Below are 20,232 nucleotides of genomic sequence, written 5' to 3' on the forward strand. Positions count from 1 at the left end.
CGGCACCGCGCCCACTGCCCGCACCGCGCCCACTGCCCGCACCGCGCCGACGCCGGCACCGCGCCCACTGCCCGCACCGCGCCCACTGCCCGCACCACACCGACGCCGGCACCACACCGACGCCGGCACCACGCCCGTGCCGCGCCGACGCCCGCCATGGCGGGAGCCGGGCTCTTGTCACGCGGGTGCGGCGCGTCCCCCAGCCGCTCCGCCGCACGGTCGGGCCGCGCACACACCCGCACGACGCTCACGCCATGCCCACCCGTGGCGGGAGCGGGGTTTCCGTCACGCGGGGTGCAGCACGTCCCGCAGCCGCCCCGCCGCACGGTCGAGCTGGGCCCGCGACGGCAGCACCGCGCCGCCGACCCGGGTGAACTCCGTGAGCCCGAGGTCCGCGAAGAAGAACGGCGGCATCGCGTGCACCAGCAGGTCCGCCGACCGCTGCCCGCCGCCGCGCGGGTTGAGGATCAGCCGGTCCACCCACGCGTCGACCCGGAAGACGGTGTCCGCCAACGGGTGCACCCGCACGTCCAGCCCGTGCCCGCGCAGCACCGCGACCACGTACAGGTCACGCAGGAACCCCAGGAACTCCGACACGACCCGGTTGCGCAGGGCGGCCCGCCCCTCCGGACCCGCCTCGGCCACCACCTCGCGCGCCGGCGTCCACAGCATCGCCCGCGTCCGCTCGTCGGCCTCGCAGAACTCCCGGAACTCCGGCCAGCCGGGTAATCGGCCCAACGCCTCGACCACGTGGTGCGCCACGTGCGCGAAGGCGAACTCCGGCCGCCACTCCCGGATCAGCGGCACGTCGGCCGGCCCCGCCCGCGGCGCGCTCCGGCACGCGGCCTCGACCTCGTCGGCGGTGATCCGGTGCACCGCCACGGCCTCGTGCGCCATCACGTGCGCCACGACGTGCTTGCGCCTGCCGTACCAGTGGTTGAAGTGGAACCGGGTCTCCTGGGTGACGTTGAACAGCCGGCGCACTTCCATCGCGGTGGTCATGACGCGCAGAGTACGGACGACCACCGACAGTTCCGGCGAAACCGCAGGTCAGGTGATCTTCAGCTGCGCCCGGTCGGCCGCCGAGCGGCCCGCGTCCCACCCCGCCGCGCTGCGCACCACCGTGCTCTTGGCCACGGTCCGGGTGAACATCGCGCCGAAGTACTCCTCCACCGCCTTCTTGCGCTCGGCCAGCACGGGCAGCAACCGGTCGTCCTCCGGCACCTCGTTCGCCGACCGCAGCCGTTCCCCGATCCGGTGCGCGTACGACAGCAGGAACGACTTGCGGAACGCCGCCGACCGCTCCTCGTCGCCCTTGCGCGCCCCGTCGCCCGCCGCGACCATCGCCCGCGTCGCCTGGACCAGCAACGACGCCGACAGCAGCTCCACGATCTCCAGGTCCAGCTCCTCGCCGACCAGCGCCACGAACCCGAGGTCGTACACCACGGCGCGGCAGCGGTTCGCCTCCGCGACGACGTGCACGATCTGCGCCTTGCCGTCGAAGTACCGCTTGTCCAGCCACAACCGCCGCGACGTCGTGGACGGCGCCTCCGCGGGCATGCGCTCCAACGCGTGCCGCGTGACCAGCTCCTGCGCCTTGGCCGACAACGCCTCCGCCTCGTCCGGGAACGCCGTCGACTCGGCCTTGGCCAGCAGCCCGCGCACCCGGTTGAGGATCTTCGGGTCGACGTGGTGGTGGTCGAACGCGGCCAGGGGAGTGCCCGGCACCGGCACGATCACCGGCAGGGCGGGCAGCGTGAGCAGCACCCCGAGCACCGCCACCGCGGCGGCCACGGCGTCGTCGCGCAGCTCGATGTGCCGGGCGGCCCACTGGTCGAGGTGCGGTTGGCCGGTGTCCCACCAGACCGTCGCGCCGATCTCCGCCAACTGCTCGCGCCAGCGCGGGTGCAGCGCCGGGTACCGGGACGCCTCCGACGCCAACGAGTCGACGAGGAACGACAGCGCGCGCTCGTCCTCGTTGCGCCTCACGACCTCGTACACGTCGTACGGCAACCAGCCGTGCTCCCACAGGTGCTCGAACGCGCGCCTCAGCACGGCCCGCACGGCGTCGTCCACTTCGGCCGGTGAGAGGGGGGAGGTGCGCGGCAGCCGGGCGCGGCGGTTCACCGCGGCCCGCCACAACGCCTCGCGCAGGGAGTCCACGACCGCCGATTGTCCCCTTTCGGGTGCGGTGTCGGTGCGGCCGGTGCGCGTTGCGGCCCGACCCGGCGGTCGACGTGCCAGCCTCGCGCGGTGATCCGGAAGACCCAGGGGCCGAAGCGGCGGCCGATCGTGGTGGTGCACCGTCCACAGGGGATGCCGCTGACCGCGGCGCAACGCCGGGTCCTGCACCGCTGCCACGGCCTGCCGCGCCTGCTCGACCCGCTGGAGGCGGAGCTGACGGTGAGCTGCGCGGTCGCCGACGTGCGGCCGGACGAGGAGTTCTGGGCGGGCCTGATCGAGCACGCGGTGTCGCTGCCCAGCCGCCGCAACCACACCCTGCTGCGCGTGCTGGCCGCCGTGCTCACCGGCCGCCCGCGCGAATGGGCGGGCAGCGCCGTCACTCCGGCGGGACCACCCCTGACCGCCGGCCGCGCCTGGATCTGCGACCGCTCGCTGGATGCCGGCTACCTGGCCCTGATCTGCGCGTACGCGTTCGCCGACGACGAGCACGGCATGGTGTTCCTCATCGACGAGCTGGCGGGCGGCCTGGTGCGCCGCGCCTTCGTGACGCGGGACGTCACCGCGGCCCACCACCGCCTGTCCGAACAAGGCCCGCTGGCGCCGATCGGAGCCGAGGCCGCGCACTGGCTGCTGGCCAAGTCCTACGACCGCCTGGACCGCGACCCCGACGCCACCGTCGACCCGGACGTCCGGCGGACGCGCCTGCTGGCGAACCGGCGGATCGCGCTCGCGTTCGGGTGAATCCGTTCGATTACCTTTATTTGCGGATTGGAGTGGTCGCGGTCGCCTGCCCCGCTGGTCCGAATGGCGAAAAAATTCCCTCAACAGGGCAATATCTGGACCGCCTCCGCATACCGTACGGTCGTGTTGTTGGTCGATTTGACACGCCACGGGGGTAGCGGATGTCACGATCAGGCGAGGATCGGGAAGGCGCGGTGGGTGCGGACAACGTGGTGTCCGGAGTGGTCTCCGGCGGTGCCGTGCAGGCCGCGGTGGTGCACGGGGGGATAACGTTCCACAATGCACCGTCCACTCCGCCGCCCGTGCCGAGGCAATTGTTGGGGGCCCCGGCGCATTTCACCGACCGGGCCGCCGAATTGACGGAACTGGACGAGGCGCTGGTGGAGAACCGGCGCGCCGGAACCCGCATGTTCGCGGTCCTGAGCGGCCCGGGAGGTGTCGGCAAAACCGCGCTGGCACTGCATTGGGCGCACACCGCGCGCGACCGGTTCACCGATGGCCAGCTCTACGTCGACCTCGCCGGGTTCAGCGGATCCAGCCCGGTGCCGCCGGAGGACGCGCTCGGCCTGTTCCTGCGCAGCCTCGGCGTGCCGTCCCGCGAGGTGCCGGTCGAACTCGCCGAGCAGGCGGCCCTGTACCGGTCGCTGACCGCGGACAAGGAGCTGCTGGTCCTGCTCGACAACGCCCACTCGGCCGCCCAGGTGCGTCCCCTGGCACCGAACTCGCCGTCCAGCGCGGTGCTGGTGACCAGCCGCAACCGGTTGCCGGGCCTGGTGGCGGAGGGCGCTCGGCTCGTCGACGTGGGTCCGCTCGGCAAGCTCTCGGCGGTGCGGTTGCTGGAGAAGGTCGCGGGCAAGCGCCGGGTCGAAGACGACCCCGAACGGGCCGAAGCCCTGGTCGGCATGTGCGGTGGCCTGCCGATCGCGGTCCGTGTGGCGGCTGCGAGGCTCGCGAGCCGTCCCCAGTGGTCGGTGCGGAAGGTCGTCACGGAGTTGAGCGATGAGCGCAGTCGGCTGTCGATGCTGTCCGCGCCCGAGTTGTCGGTGCAGACGACGTTCGACCTCTCGTACCGGGCGCTGCGGCCCACCGCGGCGGCCCTGTACCGCGGCCTGGCGCTGCACCCCGGCAGGGAGTTCGGCGCCTCCGTGGCGACGACGGTGGTGGATCGGGGCACGTCGCACGCGTTGCTGGAGGAACTCGTGGACGGCAACCTGGTCGAACCCGTCGGCGAGAGCAGATACCGCTTCCACGACCTGCTCCGGCTGCACGCGCGGAGCAAGGCCAACGCCGAGGACGAAGCCGAAGAGCGGGCACGCACCGTGCGGCGGATGGTCGAGTGGTACCTCCGCGGCGCGATGGCGGCCGATCTGGTCGTCACACCGCATCGGCGCAGGCTGCCCTACGAGTTCCTGACCGCGTCGGAGGACCTGCCGGAGTTGCCCGACCGCGAGTCGGCGTTGGCGTGGCTGGAGGAGGAGCGGGCGAACCTGATCACGTGCGGTCGGGTCGCCGCGGAACGGGAGTGGTGGGAGCTGGCCTGGCACCTGTCCGACGTGCTGTGGCCGCTGCTGCTCCACCACAAGCACTACCGCGACCGACTGGAGATCGACCAACGCGGTGTCGAGGCGGCCCGCCGGTGGGGCAACCGGTTCGCCGAGGCCGACATGCTCAAACGACTCGGCATGGTGTGCACCACGGTCGGCCGGTTCGACGAAGCCCGGGACCACCTGCAAGCCTCGACCGCCGTCGCGGAGGCGATCGGTGACCCGCGGGGCGCGGCCGACGCGACCGAGGCGTTGGCGTTGCTGCACGTGGCACGCGGCCGGCTCGCCGACGCGGTCGCGCTGTTCGAGCAACTGGCCCGGACGAACCGGGAATTGGGGAACCGGCGGAGCCTCGGCCTCACGCTGATCAACCTCGGGCGGGCGCTGACCGGTCTCGGCCGGACCGGCGAGGCGTCGGGGGTGTTGCTGGAGGCGGCGGCGCAGTTCCGCGACCTGGACCCGCCCGACCCGTACAACGCGGCACGGGTCGTGCTGGCCCAGGCTACGGCACACCTGCGCGCCGGCGACCTGCCGCTCGCCCGCAGCACGGCAAGCAGCGCGTTGAACGTGTTGAGCGCGCTCGGCTCGAAGCAGGGCATGGCCGAGTCGCATCACCTGCTCGCCGAAGCCGCAGAGCGGCAAGGGGGCGTTGAGGAGGCCGCAGAGCACTGGCACCAGGCTCTGCGGCTCTACACCGAGATCGGATCCTCACAAGCCGACCACATCGCCCAGCGGCTCGCCGGGCCGGACCGCCGCCCCCAGCCACCCGCACGCGACAGCTGACCGGAGCGCCCGGTGGTTCGCGCACCACACGGGCAGGCCGCGCGTGCTCAACGCGCGCGGGTCCAGCCTCGCCACGTGCCACGCGTAGAGCGACTGCACGGCCGAGAGCACGACCGCCTCGACGTCGAGGCAGCGCGCCGTGGTGGCGGAGAACGTCAACTCGACCACCTGGCCGAGTTCCGTCCGCACCACGATCCGGTCCACCGACACGGCCGCGGCCAGCGCGGCGAACGGGTTGTCGCGCAGCATCCCCGCGGTCGGGTCCTCGTCCGACGCGGTCGTCTCACGCACGACGACATCGGCCAGCCCGTCCGACCCGGTCGTCCACCGCACCACCGGTTCGTTCATCGCGACTCCGCGGGTGGCGTCGGGACCGGCGGCACGGCGCGGTGCCGTCCCGGTTCGGGGATGTCGAGCAGCTCGTACATGACGCGCCGCAGCTCCGCCGACGACCGGCCGGGCTGGGACGTCAGCCGCTCGCGCACGGCGTCGCCGAGTTCAATCGACTGTGCCGCAGCGCGCTCGAACAACTCGAGCACGGGCGTGTCCGGCACCAGCCGGGGCGCGGTGCGGCGCAGTAGCTCCTGCGCCGACCCGCTGGACGTCGCGACCCGCACGGGCGCGTCGACCAGCACCACCGGCCGACCGATGGCCGCCGCGTACACGCCGACCGACCCGTGGTCGGCCACGACGTGGTCTGCGGCGATCAACGCGGCGCGCCAGTCGACGTGCGGCCCGACCACGACCAGACCCGCGTCCCGGCACTCGGCCAGCCACGCGTCCACCTGCCGCCTGCCGTGGCCGAACCACGCGCCGGGGTGCACCAGCGCCACCACCCGGAACCCCTGCGGCGTCAACTCCTCCAGCAGCCGCGGCAACAGGTCCTCGAACCGGGCGAACAGCGAATCCAACCCCCAGGTCGAGCTGACCACCACGGCGCGCCGGTCGGGGCCGATGCCCAGCGCGGCCCGGTACGCGTCGCGGTGCGGGAGGCTCGCCACCAGCCGGTCGTAGCACGGGTCACCCGCGACGACGGCCACGTCGAGCGCTTGCGGGCACTGCCGACGCAGCACGTCCCGTTCGTCGTCGTGCGCGAGGACCAGCGCCTTCGCCAGCACCCGGCCGTTGTGCAGGAGCCGTTGCGCGTCCAACCCGTAGACCACCGGCTCCCCTCCGGTGGTGAACGACTTCCCGTACCCCGCGCCGTGCGGCATCAGCACCACCGGCGCGTGCAACTCGTGCAGCCCGCCGTAGGACGCGGCGACGGCCAGGTCGAACCTCTCCCGGACCGCCAGCTCCCACGGCCACACCATCCCGCCGGTCGACCGCAGGAACTCGGCGACCCCGTTGCTGAAGACGTCAGGCGCCTGGGTGAAGACGACCTGGAGCCTCGTGTCGGTCTCGATCAGCTCCACGGCTTCCAGCAGGCGCTGCCCGCTGGTGACCGTGTGCACCACGGCGAGGACCGACAGGCACCCGGCGCGGCTGACCCACTGCGACGCGTCGAGCCCGATCGGCACGCGCGGCCACTCTGGACGTGTCATGCACTCCCCCTCGTGCTCCAATCCCTGGGAGAAGAGTGGCGGTCGCGTTTGCCACCGACTTGCAGTTCGCTTGCATCTGCCGATCGTCGTCCGGTCATTTAGGCAATTCGGACGCAAATCCACCGCGGAGTCTGCGGAACCTGCAGTGTGTGAAGCACACTGTGGGCAAGGGCAAGCTGGCCAGCGAAAGGATGACGCTGGTGGAGTTCAAGATCATCGGAAAGACGCGATTACACATCGACGGGAATGATTTCGATCTCGGGCCGGCCAAGCATCGTGGCGTGCTCACATTGCTGCTCTACCACTTCCCGAGGCCGGCCCAAGTGGACACCATTGCGCAAGTGCTGTGGCCGGGCAGTACGCCGGAGCAGGTGAGACGCAACCTGCAGCCGATCATCAGCAGGCTGCGTTCCATTCTGGCCAAATCCGGGACAGGTGCCTCGATCCCCAAGGAGGGCAACGCCTACCGGTTGGTGTTGCGCGATGCCGACCTGATCGACTACCACCGTTTCCGCAATCTGGCGGCGAAGGGGCGTGAGGCTGCGTCCCGGGGTGACCACCGCAGTGCGAAGGCATTGCTGCGCGATGCGCTGTCGTTGTGGAACGGCCGGCCCCTGGAAGAACTCGGCGGGTTGTGGGCCGACCATTGCCGTGACCAAATGGAGACATTCGACCGGGTGCCCGCGTTCTACGCGTTGCTCGACAGTCAGCGTCAGCTCGGTGAGCACCTGGAGGTGATGGCCGAGGCCGGCAGGCTGACCGCCACCCTGGCGCCGGACGAGGCCTTCGCCGGTCTGTACATGCGCTCACTGGACGCGCTCGGGCGTTACTCGGCAGCACTCGACTTCTACGCCGTGTTCAGCCAACGGTTGTTCGAGCACGTCGGCGCGGAGCCCGGACCGGAGCTGCGTGACCTCTACCGCAGCATCCTGCGCAAGCAGGAGAGCACCGCGCTGCCGGGCGAGACGGCGCCGCACCAACTGCCACGGCCCGCCCGAAACTTCACCGGCCGCGAAGATCTGCTGGCCGAGCTCGACGCCCTGGTCGGCGACGGCGACCAGGGCCGGGTCGTCGCCCTGCACGGCATGCCCAGCGTGGGCAAGAGCCAGCTCGCACTGAAGTGGGCCGCGCGGCACCGAGACCGGTTCCCGGACGGGAACCTGTACCTCGAACTGCGCGGCGCCGGACCGGGTACGAGGGTCGCAGCCGACGACGTGCTGGCGTTCCTCCTCCGGTCGCTGGGCGCCGAGCGAATACCCGCCACCGGCGGCGAGCGACAGTTCGAACTGCGCCGGCTGCTGGCCAACCGCAGGATGCTGATCCTGCTCGACGACGCTCACGAGAGTGCGCAGGTCAGGCCCGTCCTGGCGGCTACGCCGCGATGTCTCACGATAATCACGAGCCGCACCCGGCTGATGGGACTGAAAGTCCTCGACCACGTCGACCTGGTATTCGTGCCCCCACTGTCCACCACCGACTCGATCACCCTGTTGCGCAACGAGATCGGTCACGAGCGCAGCGATCGCGACCCGGGGGCGTTGAGAGACCTGGCGGGTCTGGCGGACGGGCTGCCGTTGGGCTTGAGGATCATCGCGCAGAACGTCGCGAACCGGCCGAACACCTCGATCGGCGATCTCGTCGACGAGTTCAAGGGCCAGGACGGGCTGGGGATCCTCGGGTCCGTGCACGACAGCGACGACGAGAGCGCCACGCTGCCCGCGGCCTTCTCCTGGTCGTTCCGCGACCTCCCTCGGGATACCGCCCGGATGTTCCGGCTCTTGGCGTTGAACCCGACCGCCGAGTTCGACGCGGACGCGGCCGTCGCGCTCCTCGGCGAGCCCTACGAAGTCGTCAACGCGCACCTGAGCACGCTGGTCCGCGGCAACCTGCTCGACTACGGCGTCGTGCCACGGCGTTTCCGGCTCCACGACACGCTGTACGGCTACGCCCTGCTCCTCATGCGTCGCGATGAGCCGGCCCAGGCGCGCAGGAGTGCGATGACGCGGCTCCTCGACTGGTACCTCGCGTCGTCCGGTTCCGCCGCGCACATGCTGGACCCGCAGACCTCGCCGGTGCCGCCACTACCGGGTGTTTCCGCGACACCGGTGACGTTCGCCGATCAAGCGGACGCGTTGCGGTGGCTCACCAGGGAACGCGCGAACCTGGTCGCCGCTGTTCCCCACGCCGTGCGCCACGGGTTCCACCAGCACGCCTGGAGGCTGTCGGCGAACTTCCACGAGGCGTATGATCGGTCCGGGTATTTCGAGGACGTACTCGTCAGCCATCGTGCCGCGCTGAAATCCTGCACGGCTCTCGGTGACCTGGAAGCGCTGAGTGGTACCCACAGCAATGTCGGGATGATGCTCTACCGCCTGCACAGGTATGCCGAGGCGCGAGAGCATTTCCAGGCCGGTTTGGAACTCGCCCAGTCCATCGGCGCGCACGAGATCCAGCTCATCTGTTCGCACAACCTGGCCGGCATCAAATTGGCGCTGGGTGAAGTCGGCGCCGCGATCGAGTTGTATCACGAAACCCTGGACGCGGTGCGGGAGTCGGGCTACCGGGACGGTGAGGCGTACGCGCTGAACGAACTCGCGAATGCTTATCGGAAGGCCGAGCGGGACGATCTCGCTCTCGACTACTACTGCCAAGCACTTGCGATTCGCCGTGCCATCGGCCACATCCGCGGCGTGGCCACGACGCTCACGGACCTCGGTCGGCTCCTCTTCGACAAGGGTGAGCCCGAGGAGGCACTGCATCGGCTCGTGGAGGCGCTGTCGCTGCACCCGAAAGGCGGTGACCGGGCTCGGACCGCGGACGCGCTCGTGGCGCTGACCGAGGTGGAGTACGACCTGGGCCGGTTCGCCGAGGCCATCGGCCACGCCGAGGAGGCGGCTTCGACCTGCGACGTGATCGGGGCACGAGACGGACAGGGGCGTGCTCTGCACGTCTGGGGTCATGCGCTCGTCGCGGTCGGGCGCGTTGACGAAGCCGAGGAGAGGTGGGTGCGAGCCGCCGAGGTGCTTCGCGGAGTGCAGGAGGTGGAAGTTCGGATTTTGTGGGAGCACCTGCAAAATGTGAAGGAGATTCGCAATGCCATCCCTCACCCCCGCGCGCCTCTTCCCGAGCTGAGTGGAACTCCCTCGCGCGAGATTACGGAGCGTCATCAATGGGAACGTTCTCACACGATCAAGTGAACGGTCAGGAGTGGCGATCGAAAGGTTATCCATCATAAGTTGCATCTCTTTCTCACGAAAGAGTGGGTGATACCCGGACGAGGGGTACCCGGTGCGATGTGGCCCGTGGGGCGATGATCTACTACCGCCGTGTTGCATACGCTCACCTCAGCATGCAAGGCAGTCGTCATTGCGTCGGCCGCACCCTTCATCGCCGCTGTATTCATGCTCGGAGGCAGCGGCGAGGCGTCCGCGACACCGTCCGATGGCGGGGGGACAACACAAGCGGCTGTCCCGGCTGCGTCCCCCGGCCTGATCTGGATCTGCTGGCCAGGTCGAATCGGCTGACCGACCGATCCGCTTCCACGCCCGAAGGAGACCTGATGGGATCGTACTTACGAAGAACTTGCAGTACCCGTCGTAGAACGTCCGAGGCGCCAACCTGAGAAGTGGGCGGGAACACACGTTCCCGCCCACGCCGTTGTGACGTTGCGGTGGGTCACAAAGAGAGAAGGGCCACCACAACGTGGTAGCCCTTCTCTGGTGGTGCGCCGCCAGGGACTCGAACCCCGAACCCGCTGATTAAGAGTCAGCTGCTCTGCCAGTTGAGCTAGCGGCGCGTGGACTGTCTTGCTCCGTCCGACGTGGAGAACATTAGCACAGCGTCTTACCGGGCTCCCAATCGCCTGGTCAGGGCCGGTGTGCCGCCCTGGTGCAGGGGGAACTTCGCCTTGGTAACGATCCAGCATCTCGGGCAACATCGTCAACCCTCCAGGCGTCACCTTGTCAGGGCACGTAGACGGCCTGCTGTTGCAGGCCGTCGCGGCGTTCTGGGGATGAACCGGAGGATGGGGATGCACCGCAAGCGGGGGGCGCGCAGAGCGCTGGGAATCGTCGCGATCGGGTTGGTTGCGACGTTGATCACAAGTTGCTCGTCCGGTTCGGCGGCGACCGGGGACGCCGCCGGCGGCGAGACCCCGACCACCTCGTCCACGCCCCCGCCCAAGCCGGTGTCGCTGAGCACCGGCCCCGCGGACGCGGCGGTCGACGTGGCGCCCGGCGCGCCGGTCGTCGCCACGGCCACCGACGGCAGGATCACCTCCGTCTCGCTGACCAACCCCGAGGGCAAGGTCGTGGCGGGTGAGTTGAGCGCCGACGGTCTGCAGTGGACCAACACCGAACCCCTGGGCTACCAGAAGACCTACACGCTGACCGTGACCGGCGAGGGCGCGGACGGCAAGCCGGTGACCAAGACCTCCACCTTCACCACGGTCAAGCCGCGCACGCAGACCCTGCTGGCGGAGGTGTTCCCGCTCGACGGCATGACGGTCGGCGTCGGCCAGCCGCTGCACTTCAAGTTCGACGAGCCGGTCACCGACAAGGCCGCGGCGGAGGCGATGATCTCGATCACCACCGAACCGCGCGTCGAGGGCGCGTTCTACTGGTTCGACGACCAGAAGGTGCACTGGCGCCCCCGCGAGTACTGGACGCCCGGCACCAAGGTCGCCATCAACGCCCGCATCTACGGCAAGCACCTCGGCAACGGCGTCTACGGGCAGGAGGACCACGTGTCCTCGCTGACCATCGGCGACGCCGTCATCCACGAGGCCGACGGCCAGACCCACCAGGTCGTCACCAAGATCAACGGTCAGGTCGCGCGCACCATGCCGACCTCGATGGGGGACGCGCAGAACACCACCCCCACGGGCACCTACGTGACCATGGAGAAGTACGACCACATGGTGATGGACTCCCGCACCTACGGCCTGTCCCTGGACGCGGGCGGCTACGTGACGCCGGTCGACTGGGCCGTCCGGATGTCCCACTCCGGCATCTTCTTCCACGGCGCGCCGTGGTCGGTCGGCGACCAGGGCCGGCGCAACGTCAGCCACGGCTGCCTGAACCTCTCGCCCGAGAACGCCAAGTGGGTGCACGACATCTCCAAGCCGGGCGACGTCGTCATCGTCACCAACTCCGGCGGCCCGGCGCTGGAGCCCACCGACGGCTACGGCGACTGGCAGATCCCGTGGGAGGAGTGGGTCAAGGGCGGCAAGCGGTAGGGCTCACAGGTCCGTGACGCGACCCGCCGCCACCGCGAGGCGGCGGGTCGTGCGCACCGCGTCCAGCATCCGCCGGTCGTGCGTCACCAGCAGCAACGTGCCGGTGTAGGACTCCAGCGCGGACTCCAGCTGCTCGATCGCGGGCAGGTCCAGGTGGTTCGTGGGCTCGTCCAGCACCAGCAGGTTCACCCCGCGCGCCTGGAGCAGCGCCAGCGCCGCACGCGTCCGCTCGCCGGGCGACAGCGAGGCCGCCGGCCGCAGCACGTGCGCCGCCTTCAGCCCGAACTTCGCCAGCAGCGTCCGCACGTCGGCGGGGGCCAGGTCCGGCACCGCCGCGCCGAACGCGTCCAGCAACGGCTCCCCGCCCAGGAACAGGCCGCGCGCCTGGTCGATCTCGCCCACCACCACGCCGGAGCCCAGCGACGACGACCCCGACGCGAGCGGCACGCGGCCGAGCAGCGCCGCCAGCAACGTCGACTTGCCCGAGCCGTTCGCGCCGGTGATGGCGATCCGGTCGGCCCAGTCCACCTGGAGGTCCACCGGTCCGAGCGTGAACGACCCCCGCGTCACCACGGCCGACCGCAGCACCGCCACCACCGCGCCGGACCGGGGCGCGGCGGCGATCTCCATCCGCAGCTCCCACTCCTTGCGGGGCTCCTCGACCACGTCCAGGCGCTCGATCAGCCGTTCGGTCTGCCGGGCCTTGGCCGCCTGCTTCTCGGTCGCCTCGGTGCGGAACTTGCGCCCGATCTTGTCGTTGTCCGGGGCCTTGCGCCGGGCGTTCTTGACGCCCTTCTCCATCCAGGCGCGCTGAGCCCGGGCGCGCTCCTCCAGCGACGCGCGCGTGGCCGCGTACTCCTCGTAGTCCTCGCGGGCGTGCCGGCGGGCGATCTCCCGTTCCTCCAGGTACGCCTCGTAGCCGCCGCCGTAGGACCGCACCTGCTGCTGCGCCAGGTCCAGCTCCACCACGCGCGTGACCGTGCGGGCGAGGAACTCGCGGTCGTGCGACACCACCACGACGCCCGCCCGCAGCCCGGTCACGAACCGCTCCAGCCGGGCCAGGCCGTCCAGGTCCAGGTCGTTGGTCGGCTCGTCGAGCAGGAACACGTCGTACCTGCTCAGCAGCAGCGACGCCATGCTCGCCCGGGCCGCCTGGCCGCCGGACAGCGCGGTCATCGGCAGGTCGAGGGACACGTCCAGGCCCAGTTCGGCGGCCACCTCCAGCGACCGCTCCGGCAGGTCCGCGCCGCCCAGCGCGAGCCACCGCTCCAACGCGTCGGAGTAGCCGTCGTCGCCGGTGCCCGCGGTCAACGCCTCGGTGGCCCGGTCCAGCTCCGCCTGCGCCGCCGCCACGCCCGTGCGGCGGGCCAGGAACTCGCGCACCGTCTCGCCCGGCCGCCGCTCCGGCTCCTGCGGCAGGTGGCCGACGGTCGCGGTGACGGGGGAGAGGCGGATCACACCGCGCTCGGCGGGCAGCAGCCCCGCCAGCGTCCGCAGCAGGGTGGACTTGCCCGCGCCGTTGACGCCGACCAGGCCGACCACGTCGCCGGGCGCGACGACCAGGTCCAACCCGGAGAACAGCACGCGGTCGCCGTGCCCGGCGGCCAGGTCTTTCGCGACGAGGGTGGCGCTCATGACGACTCCAGGGCACAAGACAGACGCCCCCCGACGAGGCGTCGAGGGGCGTTGCGCTTGGGGTGAGTGACGGGACTTGAACCCGCGACACCTGGGATCACAACCCAGTGCTCTGCCAGCTGAGCTACACCCACCAAGACCGGCTGACCCGGCGCGTGAAGCATACAGTGCCCCACCGCCAGGTCTGAAATCGGCCCTACTCCGGCCGGTCGGCGGCCAGCAACTCGGCCGCCACGGCCTGCGCCTGCTCCGACGTCGGCCCTGGTTGGGGCACGAACGCCGTGCGCCGGTAGTACGCCAGCTCGCGGATCGACTCCTTGATGTCGGCGAGCGCGCGGTGCGCCAGGCCCTTGCCCGGCTGCGCGTAGTAGATGCGCGGGTACCAGCGGCGGCACAGCTCCTTGATCGACGACACGTCGACCATCCGGTAGTGCAGGTGGGCGTCCAGCTCCGGCATGTCGCGGGCGATGAACCCGCGGTCGGTGGCGATCGAGTTGCCGGCCAGCGGCGCGGTGCGCGGGTCGGGCACCCACTCCTTGATGTAGGCGAGCACCTGCGCCTCGGCGTCGGCCAGCGTCACGGTGGACCGCCGGACCTCCTCGGTGAGCCCCGACTTGGCGTGCATCTGCATGACGACGTCGGGCATCGAGTCGAGCGCGGTGTCGTCGGCGTGGATCACCACGTCGACCCCCTCGCCGAGCACGTTCAGCTCCGCGTCGGTCACCAGCGCCGCGATCTCGATCAGGGCGTCCTTGCCCAGGTCGAGGCCGGTCATCTCGCAGTCGATCCACACCAGGCGATCCATCACCCGCGCGAGCCTAGTCGGCCGGTCGCGCCGGCCCCGCGCCGCTTCGGGTGGCGGCCCCTACCAATCTCATTACGCTCGGGGCAATGACGGCCCAGAGCGACATCGCAGCCGGTTACGCGTCCGAGGGCGCGGCCGTGGAGCTCGGCGCGGTGCTGGTGGACGGTCGGGTGGAGCCGACCGCGCGGGTGCGGCTGCCGCTGGCCACGCTGAACCGGCACGGCCTGGTCGCGGGCGCCACGGGCACCGGCAAGACGAAGACGTTGCAGCTCGTCGCGGAGCAGCTGTCGGCGGCGGGCGTGCCCGTGGTGATGGCCGACGTGAAGGGCGACCTGTCCGGGCTGTCGCGGCCGGGGGAGGGCGGCGAGCGGGTCGCCGCGCGCGCCGCCGAGACGGGGGACGACTGGCGGCCGGAGGCGTGCCCGGTGCAGTTCCTGTCCCTGGGCACGGGCGGCGCGGCGGTGCCCGTGCGGGCGACCGTGACGAGCTTCGGGCCGATCCTGCTGGCGAAGGTGCTCGGGCTGAACGACACCCAGGAGTCCACGCTGGGGCTGATCTTCCACTGGGCCGACTCGCGCGGGCTGCCGCTGCTGGACATCAAGGACCTGCGCGCGGTGATCACGCACCTCACGTCCGACGAGGGCAAGGCGGACCTGAAGGGCCTGGGCGGGGTGTCGTCGGCGACGGCCGGGGTGATCCTGCGGTCGCTGGTGAACCTGGAGGCGCAGGGCGGCGACACGTTCTTCGGCGAGCCGGAGCTGGACCCGCGCGACCTGATGCGCACGGTCGACGGGCGTGGCGTGGTGTCGCTGCTGGAGTTGGCGGATCTGCAGGCCCGGCCCGCGTTGTTCTCCACGTTCCTGATGTGGTTGCTGGCGGAGCTGTTCGAGGTGCTGCCGGAGGAGGGCGACCTGGACCGGCCGAAGCTGGTGTTCTTCTTCGACGAGGCGCACCTGCTGTTCGCGGACGCGTCCAAGGCGTTCCTGGAGCGCATCACCCAGACGGTGAAGCTGATCCGGTCCAAGGGCGTCGGCGTGTTCTTCTGCACGCAGTTGCCGACCGACGTGCCGAACGCCGTGCTGTCGCAGTTGGGCGCGCGGGTGCAGCACGCGTTGCGCGCGTTCACGCCGGAGGACCAGGCGGCGTTGGCGAAGACGGTGAAGACGTACCCGACGACGCCGCACTACGAGCTGGACCGGGCGCTGACGTCGTTGGGGACGGGCGAGGCGGTCGTGACGGTGCTGAGCGAGAAGGGCGCGCCGACCCCGGTGGCGTGGACGAGGTTGCGCGCGCCGCGGTCCTTGATGGACACGATCGGGCCGGAGGCGATCGAGGAGGCCGCGGCGTCGTCCGAGCTGCACGGGAAGTACGCCGAGACGGTGGACCGCGAGTCGGCGTACGAGAAGCTGACCGCGAAGGTGGCTCCCCCCGGGCACGATAAGGCCGCCGAGCACGAGGAGGCCCCGGAGCAGGAGGAGCCGGCCGAACGCCGTCGCGCACGCGAGGAGCCGGGCGTGGTGGAGCAGGTGCTCGGCAACACGGCGGTGAAGTCGTTCCTGCGCTCAGCCGCGAGCGCGCTCGGCCGCGAGATCACCCGCGGGCTGTTCGGGACCAGTCGCAAGCGGCGGTGAATGCGCGTGGGACCCACGTGGTCCACGTGATATCCTGTGGTCGTGTCGAAGCGGAACGTCACACTTCAACTGGATGACGAGGTCATCAAGAAGGCGAAGGTGTTGGCGGCGCGTGAGGGCACCTCGCTCAGTGCCCTGCTGGCGCACCAGATCACCGTGCTCGTGGCGGCCGACGAGCGTTACGAGGCGGCCAAGCGGCGCGCCTTGGCGGCACTCGACCACGCCTCGGACCACGGTGGTCTGTCCTGGAACCGTGAGGACCTGTACGACCGGTGAGCGATCACACCCGACGTGTCTTCGTGGACACGAACGTCCTGGTATACGCCCACGACTCGGCCGCGGGCGACCGGCACGTCATCGCGCGGGACCTCCTGCGCCGCCTCTGGGCCGACGGCACCGGCGCGTTGAGCACCCAGGTGTTGCAGGAGTTCTACGCCGTCGCTACCCGGAAGCTGAAGCCCCCCATGACGAAGGCCGAAGCCCGCCGGATCGTCGCGGACTACGGCGAGTGGTGCGTGGTCGACACGGACCCGCTGCTGATCGTGTCCGCGAGCGACCTGGAGGAGCGGGACACCTTGTCGTTCCGGGACGCCCTGATCGTCGAGGCGGCCCTGCGCGCCGGCGCCGGGACGCTGGTGTCCGAGGACCTCCAGGACGGTCGCGTGTTCGTGACCCTGACCGTGCGCAACCCGTTCGCCGGCGGAGGTTGATCAGCCGCGAGCGCGCTCGGCCGCGAGATCACCCGCGGGCTGTTCGGAACCAGTCGCAAGCGGCGGTGAGGGTTTGACCTTCAGGGACAGGAACGCGGCCGTGACGCTGAGCAGGCCGGCCGCGTACCAGGCCGGGGCGTAGTTGCCGAAGTGGTCCCGGGTGAGGCCGGCGGCGGTGGCGGCGAAGGCCGCGCCGATCTGGTGCGAGGCGAAGACCCAGCCGAAGACGACCGGGGCGGACAGGCCGAAGACCTGGCGGCACAGGGCGACGGTCGGCGGCACGGTGGCGACCCAGTCCAGGCCGTAGAAGATGATGAACACGAGCATCGACGGGTGCACCGAGTCGTGGAACAGCTGCGGCAGGACGAGCAGTGACGCGCCGCGCAGCGCGTAGTACACGGCCAGCAGGACCCGCGAGTCGACGCGGTCGGTGAGCCAGCCCGACAGCACCGTGCCCACGATGTCGAAGACGCCGACCAGCGCGAGCAGGCCCGCGGCGGTGGTGGTGGGCATGCCGTGGTCGTGGGCGGCGGGGATGAAGTGGGTGCCGACCAGGCCGTTCGTGGTCGCGCCGCAGATCGCGAAGCCCGCCGCCAGGAACCAGAACGGGCCGGTGCGCGCGGCCCCCGCCAGCGCGCCCAGGGCCCGGCGGGCCGCGCCCCCGGTCGGCGCGGGCGCCGGCACGACCGCGTCCCCGCCGTACGGCGGCACGCCCAGGTCGGCCGGGTGCTCGCGGAGGAACAGCAGCACCAGCGGCACGACCGCGAGAGCCGCGACGGACACCACGACCGACGCGCTGCGCCAGCCGGACGACTCCGACAGCGCCGCCACCACCGGCAGGAACACCAGCTGGCCCGTCGCGCCGCCCGCGGTGAGGATGCCGGTGACCAGGCCCCGGTGGCGGACGAACCACCGGCCGGTGATGGTGGCCACGAACGCCAGCGCCATCGACCCGGTGCCCAGGCCGACCAGCACGCCCCAGAACAGCACCAGCTCCCACGCCGTCGACATGAACACGGTCAACCCGCTGCCCACCGCGACCAGCGTCAGCGCCGAGGCCACGACCTTGCGCACGCCCAGCCGCTCCATCAGGGCCGCGGCGAACGGCGCGGTCAGCCCGAACAGCAGCAGGTTCACCGACACGGCGAAGCCGATCGTGCCGGTGGACCACCCGAACTCCCGCCGCAGCGGTTCCACCAACGCGCCCGGTGCGGCCCGGAACGCCGCCGCCCCGACCAGCGCGACGAACGCGACGCCGGCGACCACCCATGCCCAGTTCTGCCTGCTGCGGATCACGTCGGCAAGCTTCGGCGATGCCGCCCCGCCGCGAACAGTGGCTCGAATGCCATAGTGGGTCGAGATCCAGCCAAGATCACGGTTCGAGGAACGGGCGCAGCAGACCCGGCACGGCCTCGTCGGCCACCGCGAGCCCGTCCGCCTCCGCCACGTCGATCACGTGGTACGCCCCGTCACCCGCCGCGGTGGTGGCCGAGATCGTGACCAGGCCCGCGCGCCGCTGGAAGAACGAGCGCGAGACGCGCCAGCCGATGACGCCGGTGCGTTGCAGCGCCACCGTCTCCCGGATCGCCGAACCCGCGCGGGCGACCAGGTACCGGTCGGTCAACGCGTGGCCCAGCGACCGGTAGCGGTCCCAGCCCAGCGCGGCGGAGAAGGGCACCAGCGCCAGCACGACCTGCCACGTCCAGCTCGGCGCGAACCACGCCAAGACCGCCGCGAGCGCCAGGAGCGGCACGACGGCGCGCACCATCCGCCGGCGCAGGGCGGCCACCGGGTGCCGGCGCAGCGGCGTCCCCGTCGGCGACTCCTCCTGCCGCAGCACGGCCGCGGACACCCGGTGCGCCTCGGCCACCGGCGCGGGCGGCAGCAGGAGGTTGCTCTCGCCCTTGCGCCCCAGGCCCGTGGTCACGGTCTTGGCGTGCGCGCCGCGCCCGGCCCGCAGCAGCAGCGGCTCGACCAGCTCCACGCCCCGAAGCCGTTGCTCGGCAACGGAAACCGACCGGGTGGTGAGCAGGCCCCGGCGCACCCGGACGGTGTCGTCCGGCTCGCGGGTCAGCCGGTAGCCCCAGAACTGCACCACGTACACCAGCACCGAGCCCAGCGTCGCGATCAGCAGCACCGCGCCGCCGAACAGGGCGATCGTCAGCCCGAGGGGCTGGGCGGCGACCCAGTGCACGGCCTCGCTCATCGGGTCGAACACCTCGATGTCCAACTCGCGCACCAGGTTCGCCACGAAACCGAACAGCGCGCCCGCCGCCACGAGGCCGGACAACGTCAGCGGCGCGTACCGCAGCCACCGGTTGTCCCACTGGGACAGCACGACGCCGGTCCGCTCCTCCTCCGCCGCCGCGCCGGTCGCCGGGACCTCCGCCTTGGCGATGGTGAGCAGCAGCACGCGCAGCCGTTCCGCCTCGGCCGACGACACCGCGTCCAACGTCAGGCCATCCTCGCCGGGCTGGTCGCGCTGCCCCGTGCCGACCCGGATCGCGGACAGCCCGAACAGCCGGTGCCCGAGCTTCGCGGTCAGGTCGACGGTGCGGATCCGGTCCCGCGGCACGGCCAGGCGCTTGCGGACGACCAGGCCGGTGTGCATCTCCACCTGCTCGGTGGTGATCCGGTACCGGGTGGTGAGCCAGCGCAGCAGGCCGAACAGCACGATCGCGGCGATCACGCCCAGGCTGACCAGGATGCGCCACGTCTCGCCCTTGCCCAGCACGAGCAGGCCGACGAACACCGGCACCAGGCCGAGCAGCTCGTTCAGCGGCCGGACGATGAGCATGCGCACGTCCAGCCGGTGCCAGTCCACCACCGGCTCCACGTGCTCCGGCGCGGCGGGCAGCTCCGTGGTCACGTGGCATCACCCGGCGTGGCCTGCGTCGTCGTGGTCAGCTCGTCGGCCAGCCGCACCGCCTCGTCGTGCTCCAGGCCCTCGATCAGCACGGGCCCCGCCGCCGAGGCGGTGGTGACGGTGACCGTGGACAGGCCGAGCAGCTGCTGCAACGGGCCGCGCTTGGTGTCCACGGTCTGGATGCGCGACACCGGCGCGATCCGCCACTCCTGGTTCAGCCAGCCGGCCAGCGTGTAGACCGCGTCCGGGGTGGCCTCCCAGCGGTGCACCCGGTACCGCCACCGCGGCATCACCAGGGTGTGCGCGACGCCCAGCACGAGCGTGGCCAGCGCCGCGGTCACCTGCCACGGCGACGCCACGAAGAGCAGCGCCACCGCCTGCGGCGCCAGCAGCACCGCCCAGCCGATCACCGCGTGCAGGGTCCAGAGGGTGATCGACTTGCGGCTCACCTGGTGCCGCGGCGCACGCAGGCGCAACACTTCGTTGCTCACGCCGTCCACTGTGCCTCAACGCCGGGCCCGCGTGTGCGCCAACCCGACCCGCGGCGCCGTCA

16 protein-coding genes and 2 tRNA genes are annotated in these 20,232 nt (G+C 71.3%); 7 read left to right on the plus strand and 11 right to left on the minus strand.

Annotated features, from left to right (window positions below; all coding sequences use genetic code 11):
* Window positions 1–285: 285 nt before the first annotated feature.
* Together ACWEFJ_RS03685 and ACWEFJ_RS03690 are read right to left on the minus strand one after the other, a co-directional pair.
* A complete protein-coding gene (locus tag ACWEFJ_RS03685; RefSeq protein WP_449712818.1) occupies window positions 286–1,002 on the minus strand; it encodes a hypothetical protein in 717 nt (238 codons plus the stop codon).
* 48 nt (window positions 1,003–1,050) lie between these two features.
* On the minus strand, window positions 1,051–2,163 hold the full coding sequence (locus tag ACWEFJ_RS03690) for a DUF2786 domain-containing protein (protein ID WP_449712819.1): 1,113 nt from the start codon (window positions 2,161–2,163) through the stop codon (window positions 1,051–1,053).
* A 90-nt stretch (window positions 2,164–2,253) separates the two neighbouring features.
* On the opposite strand from ACWEFJ_RS03690, the gene ACWEFJ_RS03695 reads away from it, so the two are divergent.
* Both ACWEFJ_RS03695 and ACWEFJ_RS03700 read left to right on the plus strand, forming a co-directional pair.
* Entirely contained in the window at window positions 2,254–2,925 is a 672-nt protein-coding gene (locus ACWEFJ_RS03695; protein WP_378092993.1) for a hypothetical protein, read from the plus strand.
* A 356-nt stretch (window positions 2,926–3,281) separates the two neighbouring features.
* A complete protein-coding gene (locus ACWEFJ_RS03700; protein ID WP_449712820.1) occupies window positions 3,282–5,252 on the plus strand; it encodes a tetratricopeptide repeat protein in 1,971 nt (656 codons plus the stop codon).
* On the opposite strand, the gene ACWEFJ_RS03705 is transcribed toward ACWEFJ_RS03700, so the two are convergent.
* Both ACWEFJ_RS03705 and ACWEFJ_RS03710 read right to left on the minus strand, forming a co-directional pair.
* Window positions 5,178–5,600 (minus strand): hypothetical protein, encoded by a 423-nt coding sequence (locus tag ACWEFJ_RS03705; protein WP_449712821.1) that lies wholly within the window; start codon window positions 5,598–5,600, stop codon window positions 5,178–5,180. The two genes, ACWEFJ_RS03700 and ACWEFJ_RS03705, sit on opposite strands and share 75 nt — an antisense overlap.
* A complete protein-coding gene (locus ACWEFJ_RS03710) occupies window positions 5,597–6,796 on the minus strand; it encodes a hypothetical protein (RefSeq protein ID WP_449712822.1) in 1,200 nt (399 codons plus the stop codon). The genes ACWEFJ_RS03705 and ACWEFJ_RS03710 overlap by 4 nt, the downstream gene beginning before the upstream one ends.
* A 149-nt stretch (window positions 6,797–6,945) precedes the next feature.
* Here ACWEFJ_RS03710 and ACWEFJ_RS03715 point away from each other — a divergent pair, with 149 nt between their 5' ends.
* Window positions 6,946–9,993: a tetratricopeptide repeat protein gene (locus ACWEFJ_RS03715; RefSeq protein WP_449712823.1), complete on the plus strand. Its 3,048-nt coding sequence runs from the start codon at window positions 6,946–6,948 to the stop codon at window positions 9,991–9,993.
* A gap of 523 nt (window positions 9,994–10,516) precedes the next feature.
* Here the strand turns inward: ACWEFJ_RS03715 and ACWEFJ_RS03720 are convergent.
* Window positions 10,517–10,592 (minus strand) — tRNA-Lys (locus ACWEFJ_RS03720).
* Window positions 10,593–10,826: 234 nt separating this feature from the next.
* Between ACWEFJ_RS03720 and ACWEFJ_RS03725 the strand changes: the two genes are divergently transcribed.
* Window positions 10,827–12,032 (plus strand): L,D-transpeptidase, encoded by a 1,206-nt coding sequence (locus tag ACWEFJ_RS03725; protein ID WP_449712824.1) that lies wholly within the window; start codon window positions 10,827–10,829, stop codon window positions 12,030–12,032.
* 3 nt (window positions 12,033–12,035) lie between these two features.
* Here ACWEFJ_RS03725 and ACWEFJ_RS03730 read toward each other — a convergent pair whose 3' ends face one another.
* The 3 genes from ACWEFJ_RS03730 to orn all read right to left on the minus strand — a co-directional run bounded on the left by ACWEFJ_RS03730 (window position 12,036) and on the right by orn (window position 14,475).
* Entirely contained in the window at window positions 12,036–13,667 is a 1,632-nt protein-coding gene (locus tag ACWEFJ_RS03730) for an ABC-F family ATP-binding cassette domain-containing protein (RefSeq protein WP_378084333.1), read from the minus strand.
* Between the two features lie 58 nt (window positions 13,668–13,725).
* Window positions 13,726–13,801 (minus strand) — tRNA-His (locus ACWEFJ_RS03735).
* Window positions 13,802–13,863: 62 nt separating this feature from the next.
* Window positions 13,864–14,475, minus strand: coding sequence for an oligoribonuclease (gene orn, locus ACWEFJ_RS03740; RefSeq protein ID WP_378084332.1), 612 nt, complete (start codon window positions 14,473–14,475; stop codon window positions 13,864–13,866).
* An 83-nt stretch (window positions 14,476–14,558) separates the two neighbouring features.
* Here orn and ACWEFJ_RS03745 point away from each other — a divergent pair, with 83 nt between their 5' ends.
* Genes ACWEFJ_RS03745 through ACWEFJ_RS03755 form a run of 3 tightly spaced genes read left to right on the plus strand, consistent with a single transcriptional unit; the run spans window position 14,559 to window position 16,813 of the window.
* A complete protein-coding gene (locus tag ACWEFJ_RS03745; RefSeq protein WP_449712825.1) occupies window positions 14,559–16,103 on the plus strand; it encodes a helicase HerA-like domain-containing protein in 1,545 nt (514 codons plus the stop codon).
* A gap of 42 nt (window positions 16,104–16,145) precedes the next feature.
* Entirely contained in the window at window positions 16,146–16,379 is a 234-nt protein-coding gene (locus ACWEFJ_RS03750; RefSeq protein ID WP_449712826.1) for a DUF6364 family protein, read from the plus strand.
* Window positions 16,380–16,402: 23 nt separating this feature from the next.
* Window positions 16,403–16,813 (plus strand): PIN domain-containing protein, encoded by a 411-nt coding sequence (locus ACWEFJ_RS03755; RefSeq protein WP_449712827.1) that lies wholly within the window; start codon window positions 16,403–16,405, stop codon window positions 16,811–16,813.
* Here ACWEFJ_RS03755 and ACWEFJ_RS03760 read toward each other — a convergent pair whose 3' ends face one another.
* From ACWEFJ_RS03760 to ACWEFJ_RS03770, 3 genes are all read right to left on the minus strand, one after another.
* The gene (locus tag ACWEFJ_RS03760) at window positions 16,814–18,109 is read right to left on the minus strand and encodes an MFS transporter (RefSeq protein ID WP_449712828.1); all 1,296 of its coding nucleotides are present in this window, start codon (window positions 18,107–18,109) and stop codon (window positions 16,814–16,816) included.
* A gap of 76 nt (window positions 18,110–18,185) precedes the next feature.
* Complete coding sequence (locus ACWEFJ_RS03765; RefSeq protein WP_449712829.1) at window positions 18,186–19,682, minus strand: PH domain-containing protein; 1,497 nt, start codon at window positions 19,680–19,682, stop codon at window positions 18,186–18,188.
* Window positions 19,679–20,170, minus strand: coding sequence for a PH domain-containing protein (locus ACWEFJ_RS03770; RefSeq protein ID WP_449712830.1), 492 nt, complete (start codon window positions 20,168–20,170; stop codon window positions 19,679–19,681). The genes ACWEFJ_RS03765 and ACWEFJ_RS03770 overlap by 4 nt, the downstream gene beginning before the upstream one ends.
* Between the last annotated feature and the right edge of the window lie 62 nt (window positions 20,171–20,232).

The sequence above is a fragment of the Actinosynnema sp. NPDC004786 genome, assembly GCF_053601135.1.